Here is a 13,391-nt window from a genome sequence, read left to right as displayed (position 1 = left end):
CTAGCCGCTGCAGACGCAGCACCAGCTCGATCAGCTCTTCGCGGCTCAGCCGTTCAAGGTCGCTGCGGCCCATCTCACGAGAGAATCAGCGAAATCCGTCCCGCGCAAGGGCGTGGGTTAATTACCTGCAGGCGGACCCGAGCACACTCGTTGCGGACGTTCGCCGCTTCCTCGATCGCCTGCGGGTGGAGGCACCCGATCTGGCGAGGAGCGCGGCCGTCGCGACGCGCTTTGCCGACCCGGTGCGACGGCGCTCAGGCGAAAGCCTGGAGGCTTGGTTTGCGGCGACGGCGGCGACACCGCTGACGAAGTTCGCCGCCGGTCTCGAGCGCGACAGGGACGCATTACGCGGAGCGATCACGACGCCGTGGTCGACGAGTCCGGTGGAGGGTCAGATCGGCAGGCTGCAGATGCTTAAGCGCACGATGTTTGGCCGTCCGGGCTTCGCGCTGTTACGCCAGCGCGCCCTCACCGCGACCTAACTTGGCATTCCGCGCCACACGAAATGCGGAAGAATCAGACTTCGGCGCCCTTTGACAGAGGTCGTTGCTCACAGAATATCACTGCCTTCCAGCGCGTTGCTCGCTGGGGATGAATACGCAAATTATTTTGGAATTCGTGTGTAGACGGACAAGGGCTTCTGATCCGTTCTCTATCGGCCAGACTTTTACTATTATGCCCTGTATTTTGCCATCATCTGAGCAATAATATTGCCCTACATCCAATCGCTTCCTAATAGGAACCATAGGCGCCACCTGATGTGGCGCCTGATTGCGCCATTTTGACAACACCTAGATATGCCTCGATGTCTATACTACGGCCTTCGCTTGGTTTTACGCAAGTTCGAGCACTGAAGTGCGATCAAGATTTCGTGAGTGAGCGCCTGAAACTAATGACCCTTTCTCTGCCGAAAGTTGCTTCAACCTAGAGTGCCCGTCGTCAGATAATTTGAGACGATTTGAGGCAATCAGGAGCGGAGGCTTTGGTCCACCTGGGTTGAGAGGTTAGGCAGCCTGCGCGTGATGGCGCAAGCGGCGGTCCATGAGGGTCTGGCGCTTGACCCCCGCCTGGTCCTGCAGGATGGCCTCGTCGGGGCCGAGGTAGACGTCGGCAGGGGCTAGTGGTTTGAGTTAAAAGTCTGTGTGCAGAAGCGAGCGACACTGGTCAAGATCGCGTCGGCTGACTTCGTCCAGACGAATGGTTTGGGATGAGCGTTGGTCTCAGTGATGTAGTCTCGGATCGCGGCCTCTAGGTCCTCTGTGCTGGTAAACGCACCGCGCTCCAGCCGACGCCGGCTCAGAACGGAGAACCAGCTCTCCACGAGGTTGAGCCACGACGCGCTCGTCGGCGTGAAGTGGAGGTGGAACCGCGGATGCTGGACCAACCAGTCATGCACCAGGGTCGTCTTGTGCGTCTTCAGGTTGTCGAGCACGAGATGCACCTCCAGATCGCGTGCGACGCTGCTCTCGACCTGCTCCAGGAAGGCGCGGAACTCGACGCTGCGATGACGCGGCTTGCAACTCCCGATCGCTATGCCGGCTTTCACGTCGAGGGCGGCAAACAGGTCGAGCGTGCCGTGCCGGCGATAGTCGTGTGGCACGCGCTCAGCCTGACCCGGCCGGAGGGGAAAGGCTGCATCCGTACCCTGCACTGCCTGGATCTGCGGCTTCTCGTCGACGCACAGCACCAGCGCGCGATCGGGTGGAGCGAGGTAGAGGCCGACGACGTCGCGCACCTTCTCGACGAACGCGGGATCCGCGAAGAGCTTGAAGGTGTCGGCCTGGTGCGGCCGCAGACCGAAGGCGCGCCAGATGCGTGACACCGCACTCTGGCTCATGCCCGTACGGTGCGCCATCGTGCGGGTGCTCCAGTGCGTGGCGTTGGCCGGTGCTTCTTCCAGAGTGAGGGCGACCAGGCGCTCGACGGCCTCATCGTCGATGCTGCGAGGCGCTCCGGAGCGTGGTGCATCGACCAGCCCCTCCAGCCGATGCGCGGCGAAGCGGGCCCGCCACAGCGCCACCGTCTGGCGGCTGACCCCCAGCGCCGTAGCCACCTCCAGGTTGGTCGCGCCCGGTTCGGCACAGGCCAGGATGATACGCAGGCGCGAAACCAGCGCCTGCCCGGTCCCGTGTCGGCGCAGCAGGCGCTGGATCTCACCCTGCTCGTGCTCGCTGAGATCGAGAGAGACGGCCTTTGGGCCGCGCGACATGGCGCACCTCCATCAGGAAGCACCTAACGATCCGCCCACCGAGCTATGCGGGAGATTGGGTGACGACGGTGTGTTGAAGGCGGCGTATCGAGGCGGGTGTCGAGCCTGCCAGAACCTCTCATTGAGAGCGATACGTCATGGAGACACCTACCAACGTCGTCCGACTTCGTCATCCCGAAGACCTCGACGATCCCCTGACCGAGGTGCTGCGTAGCGGCGCTCGCCGCCTGCTCGCCCAAGCTGTCGAGATGGATGCGGACGCCTTCTTGAGCGCGATGCAGGACCTGCGGCTGCCGGACGGACGGGCCCGGCTGGTGCGGCACGGTCACGGGCCGGAGCGGGCGATCCAGACCGGCATCGGCCCGGTGCCGGTCGCGCGGGTCCGCGTCCGGGACCGCGGCGCGAGCGGGTCTGAGGACCGGGTCCGGTTCACCTCGACGTTCCTGCCGAAATGGGCGCGGCGCACCCGTAGCCTGGATGCGCTGCTGCCGGTTCTGTACCTACGCGGCATCTCGAGCGGCGACTTCCAGGACGCGCTGGCAGCTCTGCTGGGTCGTGACGCCCCGAACCTCTCGCCGGCCGTCATCGCCCGGCTGACCGCGGCTTGGGCGGACGAGTATGCCCGCTGGCAGGGTCGCGATCTCTCCGCACGCCGCTATGCCTATGTCTGGGCCGACGGCGTCTATCTGCAGGCCCGGATGGAGGAGCAGGCCGAGTGCATGCTCGTGCTGATCGAGGCGACGCCCGAGGGTCGCAAGGAGCTAGTCGGCTTCCAGGTGGGCGTGCGCGAGAGTGCCCAGAGCTGGCGGGAGCTGCTCGTCGACGTGAAGCGGCGCGGGCTGTCGATCGCGCCCGAGATCGCGGTCGGCGACGGCGCTCTCTGCTTCTGGCGGGCCTTGGACGAGGTCTTCCCCGGCACGGCCCATCAACGGTGTTGGGTTCACAAGACGGCCAACGTCCTCGACAAGGTGCCGAAGTCCGTCCAGCCGGCCATGAAGGCGGACCTGCGCGAGATCCACGGCGCGCCGACCCGGGCGGCGGCCGAAGCAGCGATGGTCGTCTTCGTCGAGAAATACGGGACCAAGTACCCCCGCGCCGCTGCCTGCTTGACCAAGGATCGGGAGGCGCTGCTGACGTTCTACGACTTCCCGGCCGAGCACTGGGACCACCTGCGCAGCTCGAACCCGATCGAGAGCGTGTTCGCTACAGTGCGGCATCGGACAGTGCGGACCAAAGGGGCGCTCTCGGCCACGACCGCCAAGCTGATGGTGTTCAAGCTGGTGATGGCGGCGTCGAAAACCTGGCGCCGGCTGAAGGGCGAAAACCAGTTGCCGAAGGTCGTGGCCGGCGTCATCTTCCGCGACGGGACCGAGGTCGTCGCGAGCCCAGATCACCGCGCCGCCTGACCACCGCCGTCACTAAAAATTCTGCATAGCTCCGCCCACCCGACTAAACTGTCAAACCTCTTCTAATTCAGGCCAATAGGAGCATCAATGCTCTCGCCGAGACGGTGATCTGCCTGTTCAAGGCCGAGGTGATCCATCGGCGCGGGCCGTGGCGCTCGTTCGAGGCCGTCGAGTACGCCACCCTCGAATGGGTGGACTGATTCAATCACCGTCGGCTGCTCGAACCAATCGGCAACATGCCTCCCGCCGAAGCGGAAGCCCGCTATTATGCGCAGGCCGAGGTCCAAGCCTTGGCCGCCTGACCCAAACCAAACGGCCTCCGGGAAACCAGGAGCGGTTCAATGAGCGAGTCGGTCGCCGGCTCGCTGCCGACGGAGATCAGGCCATCGGGCTTGAGGGGCAGGATACAGCGGGGCATGGCGTCTTCCGGAAAACCAATCTCCGGAGATGGGGCGCGTCACGTTGACAGGCACACTTCGCCACACGAAGTGCAAAAAGACTAAACATCTGCGCCCGCCGATTGGATTGCATGATTACTCAATCTCGTCAAGATGCTGGCGCCAAACTCTGCGCCTTTCATGCGGTCCATTAGAGAGCTCTCTCAAATATGCCATTCGGGCAGTCGGGTAACTCACTCTTGGTGGCGCAACGAGGCCAACTCCCTGGAGCGTTCGCCATTCATCTATGGGATCATTAGTGAGATCGCGCAAAATCTCAACATCTTCTGAGAAGAATTCGTTGTAAATAGAAAAAACTTCATCTGGGGTGACGGTGTGCGACGTTCTAAATTCTGAACAATACATGCGCTCGAAATTTAATCTGTCAGGATTTCTGATAATTTTCGTTGTAGGATATTTTGCCTCAAGCAGGGTATGTATTACGAAATCACCCGCTCTATGAATTGTTTCTGGTGTCGTTGCCGCGGTTGGTTGATTGAATTTTATTAATTCGATAACCGGAAGAAAGCCAGAATTTTCGGGTTTTGACGGCAAAGGATTTGAATCCAGATTGAGGAAATCTAGAATACGGCTACAAGTTTTTTCATAATTACTGACAGTAAAGTCTCTTTCGAATATTAATAATAAAATGTTCTCAGGCGGAAATAATTCTCTGAGTCTCTTGTAAATATGTCCTGTTCCGCTGGGTTGAGTATATACAGAGGAGTTTCTAAGTGCTTCAAGGAATGGTCTGTGCTCGACAATATCTCTGATGTTGTGGCAATAATGTGAAAAACTCCTTGCCACTGGAAAACGCACGCACGCGGTGATTTTCACATTGGTTCCAATTTGACTGGCAATTCTTTCAATGCAGGATCGCTGCCAATAATTTGGAGTTATGTCACCAATATATTTCTCGCCGCTAAAATGTTGATAGAAGCCTTTATTGTAGAAATCGAGGCCGACTTGCCAATTTTCGTCAAAATAATGTACTTCCTTGCCATGAGCCATGCATATGTCCGGATGCGCCGACAATGAGAAGTGGAGAGAAGTACTTCCTGCTTTTGGCTGGCCGATGTGGAAGTAGTTAGGTTTAGTCATCTATTAAGGCCTTCTATTTCAGTCAATTTTTGTGACCACATGCCGAGATAAATTAGCTTTTAACACGGGACAATTTTGGTGATTAATTTAATATAATCGATTCATATTTTTCTGCCAATTTCAACTACACTAAAAATGCTGTCAATCGGGAAAATTTTAGATCTACCTAATGCCTCATCATAGCAAGCACCTCAACATATGATAGCATTTTCGGTGTCCAGTTCCCGTTATGCTCGTTAAGTGGCCCGGTTGATCAGGTGGCCAAAGTGCGGCAACGGGCCAACACTGGGGTTTGAACCGAACCAAGGTGTTGCAGGGGTTGTCGTTTTGTAATTTCAGGCAATCGTTTTGCGGCCGAGACCGCCACCAACACGAAGATGGTCCGCCGCTATGGACGAGCCCCGCGCGGCGAACGTTGCCGGGTCGCGGTGCCGTTCGGCCACTGGAAAACCATCACGGTCACTGCCGGTCTGCGCACCAGCGGTCTGACAGCCGCCGTACTCTTCGATGGACCGATGACCGGCGCGCGCTTCCGTGGCTATGTCGAACAAACCCTCGTCCCAGCCCTCAGGCCCGGCGACACGGTCGTGCTCGACAAACTGCCCGCGCACAAGGTCAGCGGCATCCGCGAGTGCATCGAGGCGGCCGGAGCGAGACTGCTCTACCTGCCGGCCTATTCCCCTGACTTCAACCCGATCGAACGCGCCTTCGCCAAGCTCAAGGCCATTCTTCGTGCCGAGGCCGCTCGCACGATCAGCGACCTCTGGGACACGATCCGACGAGCCTTCAGACGCTTCACGCCAGCCGAATGCCGCCGCTATCTCGCCGCCGCAGGCTACGACGCGTATGACCCAACCTGATCGAATGCCGCTCTAGGAGACCTCAGAGCCGATAGGCATGGGCCGTGGATCCGCTCCGATTCACCTTGCGGGTTGCCTTGGACTGCCAGACCCTGACAAACACGACCGAGGAACGTCGAGGCCAGCGGTAACGGGTCGACGTAAGCGGAGCATGGAATGGCCGACGATCTCACAGCGGACGAGAAGCAGGCACTTGACGAGGAAGCTCGCCTGAAAGTCGCTGCTATGCAGAATGCATGGTCTCGGCAAATTCGGTCGTATAAAACGAGATCCCAGATCTTAAGTGGATCCAAAGATTTGAATGTGCGGAAGCGCTACGAATTTTCAGCCTATATCGCGGCGCTTGATCGAGCCGCCCAGCGGCTCTCAGAGATTTCGGAGCCTCCGCAATCGAGCGTGACTGATCTTCATGATGGCCCGACCTCGGACGCCTAAGCCTATCCGACATACTCAGGCTGATGAACCCGACGCAGTTGGGAAAGCCCGCGCCGGCGAACCGGGCGGGCTCAGATCGCCAGAAAATGTCGCCAGACAGGGTTATGCGGCCCAGCGCATGGCAGGTGCATCACGTCGGCACGCGGCTGCTTCAGCAGCACGAGCCATAGCTGCACGCGCGTCCCATTCCCCAAGACCTCGGGCTCGACACGCGAGAATCGTCGCCTCCAGGTGAGAGGGTGCCGCCGACATGGAACGGGGCGAGATGGATTGCCAACTGGGCATCATGGGTCTCTCTGTTGCAGCGCAGCAGTGCGTCCGAATTGTTACCAACAGGTCTCCTCGGGACGTGCGCGCGAGGATGTGATGCGACCACGGCGCATGAAAGAGTCCCGCGCGGCGGTGCCGGGAGCTGTGCGGGAGATTGGGTGACGACGGCGAGTTGAAGGCGGCGTATCGAGGCGGGTGCCGAGCCTGCCTGTCAACGTGCGCCGAAGTCTCCGCAAGCATGGGCTTTCAAAATTCCCTACCCGGCGGGTTCGATGGTGATCGGTGATCAGCCGGCGATATGATCAAGGGTCGCCTTCTTGGGTGGCCGGCCGCGACGTCGTGGAACCGGCGGCGGGGTGATCAGCGCCTTCGAACGGACGTGCTCGGCGAGGAGATCGCCGTGCTGGCGCAGCCGGTAGCTCGCCCGTTCGATCTGGATGACGACGGCGTGATGCAGCAGGCTGTCCAGCAGGGCCGTGGCCACTACGGGATCACCGAAGACCTCACCCCATTCGGCAAAGCCGCGGTTCGAGGTCAGGATCATCGCGCCACGCTCGTAGCGCGCGTTGACGAGCTGGAAGAACAGGTTACCTCCGCCCGGGACGACGGGCAGGTAGCCGATCTCGTCCACGACCAGGAGCGAGGCCCGGCTGAGGTAGCGGATCCGCTCGCGCAACGCGCCGTCGCGCTCGGCTTTGGCCAGCGAGGCAATCAGCTCGGCCAGCGTCGAGAACACCACGTTGCGCCCGGCCTTCACAGCCTCGACGGCAAGTGCCGTGGCCAGATGGCTCTTGCCGGTGCCGGGCGGGCCGAGGAGATGGACCACCTCGGCCCGGTCGATGAAGGTCAGTTCCGCCAGCGTCATGATCCGCTCCCGGTCGAGGGAGGGCTGGAAGGTGAAGTCGAAGCCGGCGAGCGTCTTGATCGTCGTCAGGCGTGCGACCAGCAAGGCGGTCTTCACCCGGCGGTTCTCGCGCAGCGTCAGTTCCTCCATCAGGATCTCGTCGAGGGCGGTGATCCCATTGATCTCGCCCTGCTCGGTGCGCCGGACCGTTGCGTCGAGGACTTCGAGGGCTCGCGGCATGCGCAAGCCGACCAGGCTGTGCTTGATCCTGTCGAGGGTCGTCGCGGCATGGGCGGGAGCGGTACGGGTCATGACCGGACCCCGATGCCAGCAGCGAGCCGCTCGCCGACGGCTTGGTAGACGGCCAGGGAGCGCTGCGCGACGTGATCGCCACTCCGACCGATCGGCAGGCTGTCGGGATGGCCGTGCCGCATGGCTCGGGCAGCTCCTCCCTGCCGATGCTCGGGATCGACGCGGTATTGGCGCCGTCCCTCCAGGATCGAGTGGCTCGCCACGAGCCGGCCGCCGTCGAGGATGCGGATCGTGTCGGGCAACTGGTGCACCTCGACGACGCGCCGTGTCCGATCCGGCACGCTGTAGTAGTTGCCGCCGATCGAGACGAGGCCGTCGTGGCTGACGCGCCGTTCGAGCTTGAGCAGAACGTCGAAGGGCACGGCGGGCAGCGGCTGCAGCTCGGGCTTCTCGGCGGCAAAGGCCTCTGAGACGACCCGCTGCGTGGTGCCGTGCAGGTGGACGTTGGCGATGGTGTCGAGCCAAGTCCGGAGCTGGAGGTTCACGTCGTCGAGATCGCGGAAGGAGCGGGCAACGAAGAAGTCCTGGCGGATGTAGGAGAACGGCCGTTCGACCTTGCCCTTCGTCTTGGCCCGGTAGGGTCGGCAGGCACGCGGCAGGAAGCCGTAATGTTTGGCCAGCGCCAGCAGGGATCAATTGTAGACAATATGGCCTTCTGCTGTCTCGCCGGTGACCGCGGTCTTCATGCGATCGTAGAGGAGACGACGGACAGTTTGAGCTTGCTATTCTCGTCCTCCAGCTGCTTCAGCCGTCGGATCTCCGGCACGCCCATGCCGACAAACTGCTTCTTCCAGCGGTAAAATGTCGGCTCGGACACACCCATCTTCCGGCAGACTTCGTCCAACGTCGCGCCGTTCTCCGCCTGCCGCAGGGCAAAGGCGATCTGTTCGTTCGTGAAGCGTTTGCGAGGCATGGCATCCACCTTACTTCCGGGTTCATAATGCCCGAAAAACTTGCGCTCGGCGCGGACCAGTTTGCTGGGTCAGGGTCAAAGTTAGCGAAAGTCACTGAAATTGGAAACGATGGCGGTTTTGACCCAGCACCTTGGCCGCGAAGGCGCCTTCCGATCGCCCAAAAAATCCTGCGCGGCACCGTGGCGGCTTTAACACACTCATCATCACAGAACCGTGTAATCTACCTATAAGTTGTACGACGGGCGGTCTGATGGACAAGCGATCTGACTACGCGGAGAGCCGCAACCTGACTTGGCAGGCTTTGCAACCTCGCGAGCAGCGGTGGCGCACTCTCGGACAGTTCCCGGCCATCGCTTGGTTCACCGGCCTGTCCGGCTCCGGTAAGTCGAGCATAGCTGATGTGGTTGATCGCGCGCTGACGCAGGCCGGGCGCCACACCATGGTGCTTGATGGCGACAACCTGCGTCACGGCCTCAGCAGCGACCTGGGCTTCACTGATGCTGACCGCATCGAGAATATCCGACGCGCGGCTGAGACAGCTCGCTTGATGGCTGATGCCGGCTTGGTGGTGATCGTTTCGCTGATCTCGCCCTTCCGGCAGGAACGCGCGATGGCTCGCAGCATCGCGGGCGAAATACCTTTCCTCGAAGTCTTTGTTGACACGCCACTTCGGGTTTGTGAGGGACGAGATCCGAAGGGGCTGTATCTGAAGGCGCGAGCAGGAAAGATCCCGCAATTTACCGGCATCTCTGCCCCTTACGAAGCTCCGGAAGCACCTGATCTGACGATCCCGACCGAAGGTCGCACAATTGAGCGATCGGCCGCGCCAATCATCTCCAGGATGATGCAAATTTCGGCTGCAGGTACATCATTCGGTTCGGGCATTCACTCACGAAGAATTGATCTCACTTCAGTGCTCGAAGTTGCGTAAACTTAAGCTACGTCCGTAGTGGACGCATCGAGACAAATCTGAGTGTTGTAGTAATGGCGCAAGTGGGCATTAGATCAGGCGGCGCCTATAGTTCTCATCAAGAAGCTCTTGGAGGTTGGTCAATACTATTGCTCGGATTGTGGCCACATTCAGGGTAGAATAATCAAGTTCTGCCGACAGAAAACTGGTCAGAAGCCCTTGTCCGAATACATTCGAATTCTGAATTTGTGCGCTTGTTCATTGCCGGCAAGGATCGGCAAAAAAGGTAGTGGCACTCGCTGGGCGACAACTTCATACAACCATTCGAACAATTGACCCCCTAGTGTTTCGCGGCTCCCGCTGCCGCTTTCGCGCGATCCGAGCCCGATCCCAATGGAGATCTGCCGGAGCTGCATTCGGTGGCGCGCGGTCAACGACGTGCCCCTTCACGCACAGACGACCGGCAATTCGCACACCTGCGTGTGTAGCGCGGCGTGCGCATCTCGAACTTCGTGTTACAGTCGCGCCGGCTCACCAGCCCGGCCCGCGCCGGCACCACAGCGCCCCGACCCCAGCGCGCGTTGCACGCGTCCATCGCCGCCATCAGCGGGCCCGACCGCAACCGGTCCAGCGCACCGATCAGCGCCCGCGGGCTGTGCGACAGCGGCACGAGGTCGTTTGTGACGATCCCGGCCTTGCTGTACCGCCACGGCTGATCGCCCGGATCGCCCCAGGTCCGCGCCACCCTGTGCCGCGCCGCCATGATAAGCGCCAGCGTGTCGGAGCTGTACTCCGGCAGCTGCACCGTGGTCGAGACCGAGCGCATCGGCTCGTCCCGGTCGTGCTCGCTCGTGTGGTAGAAGACCGTGACGTGGTCGGTGCCCAGCCCCTCGCGCCGCAGCTTCTCGCCGAGCCGCGTCGCCTGCGCCGCCACCGCCTCCTCTGATCCTCCCTCGTCTTCGCGGACACCTTTGATACGCTCATGCCGAGCGGGGAAGGTGTGGAATGGCGAAGACGAGACGAGAGTTCACGCTCGAGTTCAAACGCGAGGCGGTCGCCTTGCTGGAGAGCAGCGGCCGGCCGCAGATGCAGGTCGCGGCCGAGCTCGGGATCCAGCCCTCGATGCTGAGGCAGTGGCGCGCCACGCTGAACGGGGCCTCACCCAGGCCGCGGTCTGCTGGATCGACGGGGAGTGCGCCACCAAGCCCGGTCGCCTCGCTGTCCGATCAGGCCGCCGAGATCGCCCGCCTGCGGCGTGAGCTCGACCGTACGCGCATGGAGCGCGACGTGCTAAAAAAAGCCATCGGCATCTTCGCGGAGATGCCCAAGTGACCTTCGCCTTCATCGAGCAGCATGCGCGGACCTGGCCGGTGCGTCTCATGTGCCGCGTGCTCGGAGTTTCACCCAGCGGCTTCTACGGATGGCGGTCACGTCCAGAAAGTGCCCGCTCGGCCTCCAACCGCCAGCTCCTGGACGACGTCCGGCGCATCCATGCCGCCCATCACCGACGCTACGGCTCCCCGCGCGTGCATGCCGCCCTGCGGGCTGAGGGCCGGTCTGTCAGCCGCGGACGGGTGGAGCGCCTCATGCGCCGGCACAGCATCCGTGCCCTGGCGGGTCGTCGGTTCCGGCCCTGTATGACCGACAGCCGTCACGATCTCCCCATCGCGCCCAATCTCCTCAAGCAGGACTTCTCAACCGTGCGACCCGACACGGTCTGGCTGGCCGATATTACCTACCTGCCGACCGGCGAGGGCTGGCTGTATCTGGCCGCCGTCCTTGATCTGGCCACGCGCAAGATCGTCGGCTGGTCGATGCGCGATCACATGCGCACTGAGTTGAGCGTGGCGGCGCTGATGATGGCCGCCCAGCGGCAGCGACCAACTGCCGGGCTGATCTGTCTCTCGGATCGCGGCAGCCAGTACGCGGCGGAGGCCTACCGGAGGCGACTCGCCGGCATGGGAGCAAGGCCGTCGATGAGCCGCACGGGTTGGGGCTCACGATAATGCCCCGATGGAGAGCTTCTTCCACACCCTCAAGGTCGAGCTCGTCCATCAGCGACGATGGGCAACCCGGGACGAGGCCCGTCGCGACCTGTTCGCTTACATCGAGGGCTACTACAATCGGCAACGCATCCACTCGGCACTCGGCTATCTCACGCCTGAGCAAGCCGAGAGGACCGCGAACTGATCTCCCTGTGTCCGCGGAATCAGCGGAGGATCACATGCTGACCTGCGTGGAAGCGCGCTTCGGCAGCCTGGAAGCTCGCTTCGGCAGCCTTTGCGCGACCCATCCCGTGCAGTGGCTGGCTGATAACGGCTCTGCCTTTACGGCCGCCGAGACGCTGTCCTTCGCGGCAGCCCTGAACCTCGTGCCCTGCTTCACGCCGGTACGCTCGCCCGAGAGCAACGTGGTGAGCGAGGCGTTCGTGAAGACGCTCAAGCGCGACTATGCCCGCGTCCAACCCCGGCCCGACGCCAACACGGTCCTGGCGCGGATCGGCGCCTGGATCACCGACTACAACGAACACCATCCCCATCGTGGGCTCGGCATGCGCTCGCCGCGCGATTTCATCCGTGCTCAGATGCAACCAGCCCCGTGTTCGGTTTGATGGGGGCAACTCCACAGCCCGGTAGGGAAGAGGACAGGATCATCCCGCTGGTGAATCAGCCCGTGCCATCCCTGTCACCGCGACCGTTCCACGCAACGTGCGGGAGAACCGCGAAGACGAGGGAGGATCAGTGGTAGCCACCATCCATCAATCGGACGGCTCGGCTCCTGCAGGCTGAGCCGTCCAGCCTCTGCGAGCTGGATCGGCACTTCCTCGATCGGCTTTAGGTCGAGGCCCCCGAACTGGCGCGGAGCGCCGCCCTTGCGATGTGCTTCGCCGATCTCGTTCTGCGACGTGCCGGCGAGAGCCCGGAAGCTTGGTTCACGGCGGCGTCCGCGACGGCCCTTGCACGATTCGCTGAGGGGCTGCGGCGCGATCGGGAGGCGCTGATCGGAACGATCACGACACCGTGGTCAACGAGCCCTGTCGAAGGGCAGATCAGCCGCTTGAAGATGCTGAAGCGCACGATGTTCGGACGGGCCGACTTCGCCTTTCTCCGCCAGCGTGTGCTGGCCGAAGGATGAACCAAACTCACCACACGAAGTGCGAATGCACCCAGTTTGCCGTGTCGCCTGACAACCCGAAATCGCCTTAACAAGCGATAGAGTGATAGCAATGTTTAAACCGGTCGTTTCGGTTTGGAAATTAACAAGCCCGCCGAAGTTTTGGAGCGGGCGGATGGGCTTGAACCATCGACCTGAACGCTGGGAGCGTTCCGCTCTACCACTGAGCTACACCCGCGGGCTGGATGATGCTAAGGCACCGTCCTTCCATGCGAGTGCAATCTCATGCAACCTCATCGATGTCAATAGTCGAGCAGCAATCAGGTATCGCAGCATCATCTTCGTAGCTACATGCAAATTCGTAGCAACCGAGAGGTGGACTTGTTTTAGTTTAGAGGCTGTTATGGATCTGTGGCGAGTTGAGCGGCCTGTCTGAGCATGAGGCAGACGAAAGGTAATTAACCCACGCCCTTGCGCGGGACGGATTTCGCTGATTCTCTCGTGAGATGGGCCGCAGCGACCTTGAACGGCTGAGCCGCGAAGAGCTGATCGAGCTGGTGCTGCGTCTGCAGCGGCTAG

At 61.5% G+C, this 13,391-nt stretch carries 7 protein-coding genes, 1 tRNA gene and 8 pseudogenes; 9 read left to right on the top strand and 7 right to left on the bottom strand.

Going from position 1 to position 13,391, the window contains the following annotated elements:
• Positions 1–482, top strand: a pseudogene (locus ACLBX8_RS30960) (hypothetical protein); the annotation flags it as partial.
• A gap of 635 nt (positions 483–1,117) precedes the next feature.
• Here the strand turns inward: ACLBX8_RS30960 and ACLBX8_RS30955 are convergent.
• The gene (locus tag ACLBX8_RS30955) at positions 1,118–2,209 is read right to left on the bottom strand and encodes an IS630 family transposase (protein ID WP_447716340.1); all 1,092 of its coding nucleotides are present in this window, start codon (positions 2,207–2,209) and stop codon (positions 1,118–1,120) included.
• A gap of 137 nt (positions 2,210–2,346) precedes the next feature.
• Between ACLBX8_RS30955 and ACLBX8_RS30950 the strand changes: the two genes are divergently transcribed.
• Both ACLBX8_RS30950 and ACLBX8_RS30945 read left to right on the top strand, forming a co-directional pair.
• Positions 2,347–3,615, top strand: coding sequence for an IS256 family transposase (locus tag ACLBX8_RS30950; protein ID WP_447716339.1), 1,269 nt, complete (start codon positions 2,347–2,349; stop codon positions 3,613–3,615).
• Between the two features lie 86 nt (positions 3,616–3,701).
• Positions 3,702–3,917, top strand: a pseudogene (locus ACLBX8_RS30945) (IS3 family transposase); the annotation flags it as partial.
• A gap of 231 nt (positions 3,918–4,148) precedes the next feature.
• Here ACLBX8_RS30945 and ACLBX8_RS30940 read toward each other — a convergent pair.
• Positions 4,149–5,063, bottom strand: coding sequence for a hypothetical protein (locus ACLBX8_RS30940; protein WP_447716338.1), 915 nt, complete (start codon positions 5,061–5,063; stop codon positions 4,149–4,151).
• A gap of 437 nt (positions 5,064–5,500) precedes the next feature.
• Here ACLBX8_RS30940 and ACLBX8_RS30935 point away from each other — a divergent pair.
• Positions 5,501–6,013: pseudogene (locus ACLBX8_RS30935) on the top strand (IS630 family transposase); the annotation flags it as partial.
• A gap of 156 nt (positions 6,014–6,169) precedes the next feature.
• Positions 6,170–6,448, top strand: a complete 279-nt coding sequence (locus ACLBX8_RS30930) for a hypothetical protein (RefSeq protein WP_447716337.1) — start codon at positions 6,170–6,172, stop codon at positions 6,446–6,448.
• Positions 6,449–7,004: 556 nt separating this feature from the next.
• On the opposite strand, the gene istB is transcribed toward ACLBX8_RS30930, so the two are convergent.
• From istB to ACLBX8_RS30915, 3 genes and pseudogenes are all read right to left on the bottom strand, one after another.
• Positions 7,005–7,874 carry an IS21-like element helper ATPase IstB gene (gene istB, locus ACLBX8_RS30925; RefSeq protein ID WP_447716336.1) on the bottom strand — a complete coding sequence of 290 codons (870 nt, stop codon included), beginning with the start codon at positions 7,872–7,874 and terminating at the stop codon, positions 7,005–7,007.
• Positions 7,871–8,575 (bottom strand): annotated as a pseudogene (locus ACLBX8_RS30920) (Mu transposase domain-containing protein); the annotation flags it as partial. The pseudogene ACLBX8_RS30920 and the gene istB, both read right to left, overlap by 4 nt.
• A pseudogene (locus tag ACLBX8_RS30915) lies at positions 8,563–8,787 on the bottom strand (transposase); the annotation flags it as partial. The pseudogenes ACLBX8_RS30915 and ACLBX8_RS30920, both read right to left, overlap by 13 nt.
• A 251-nt stretch (positions 8,788–9,038) precedes the next feature.
• Between ACLBX8_RS30915 and cysC the strand changes: the two are divergent.
• On the top strand, positions 9,039–9,719 hold the full coding sequence (cysC, locus tag ACLBX8_RS30910) for an adenylyl-sulfate kinase (RefSeq protein ID WP_447716335.1): 681 nt from the start codon (positions 9,039–9,041) through the stop codon (positions 9,717–9,719).
• Between the two features lie 425 nt (positions 9,720–10,144).
• Here cysC and ACLBX8_RS30905 read toward each other — a convergent pair.
• A pseudogene (locus ACLBX8_RS30905) lies at positions 10,145–10,641 on the bottom strand (DUF4113 domain-containing protein); the annotation flags it as partial.
• Positions 10,642–10,703: 62 nt separating this feature from the next.
• On the opposite strand from ACLBX8_RS30905, the pseudogene ACLBX8_RS30900 reads away from it, so the two are divergent.
• The 3 genes and pseudogenes from ACLBX8_RS30900 to ACLBX8_RS30890 all read left to right on the top strand — a co-directional run bounded on the left by ACLBX8_RS30900 (position 10,704) and on the right by ACLBX8_RS30890 (position 12,833).
• A pseudogene (locus tag ACLBX8_RS30900) lies at positions 10,704–11,888 on the top strand (IS3 family transposase).
• Positions 11,889–11,895: 7 nt separating this feature from the next.
• Positions 11,896–12,309, top strand: a pseudogene (locus tag ACLBX8_RS30895) (integrase core domain-containing protein); the annotation flags it as partial.
• A gap of 266 nt (positions 12,310–12,575) precedes the next feature.
• Positions 12,576–12,833: a hypothetical protein gene (locus tag ACLBX8_RS30890; RefSeq protein ID WP_447716334.1), complete on the top strand. Its 258-nt coding sequence runs from the start codon at positions 12,576–12,578 to the stop codon at positions 12,831–12,833.
• A gap of 142 nt (positions 12,834–12,975) precedes the next feature.
• On the opposite strand, the gene ACLBX8_RS30885 is transcribed toward ACLBX8_RS30890, so the two are convergent.
• Positions 12,976–13,050 (bottom strand) — tRNA-Gly (locus ACLBX8_RS30885).
• Positions 13,051–13,391: the final 341 nt, after the last annotated feature.

The organism is Methylobacterium sp. D48H, from assembly GCF_053345715.1.
The sequence above is the reverse complement of the archived record's forward strand: the minus strand, read 5'-3'. Positions and strand labels throughout refer to the sequence as shown.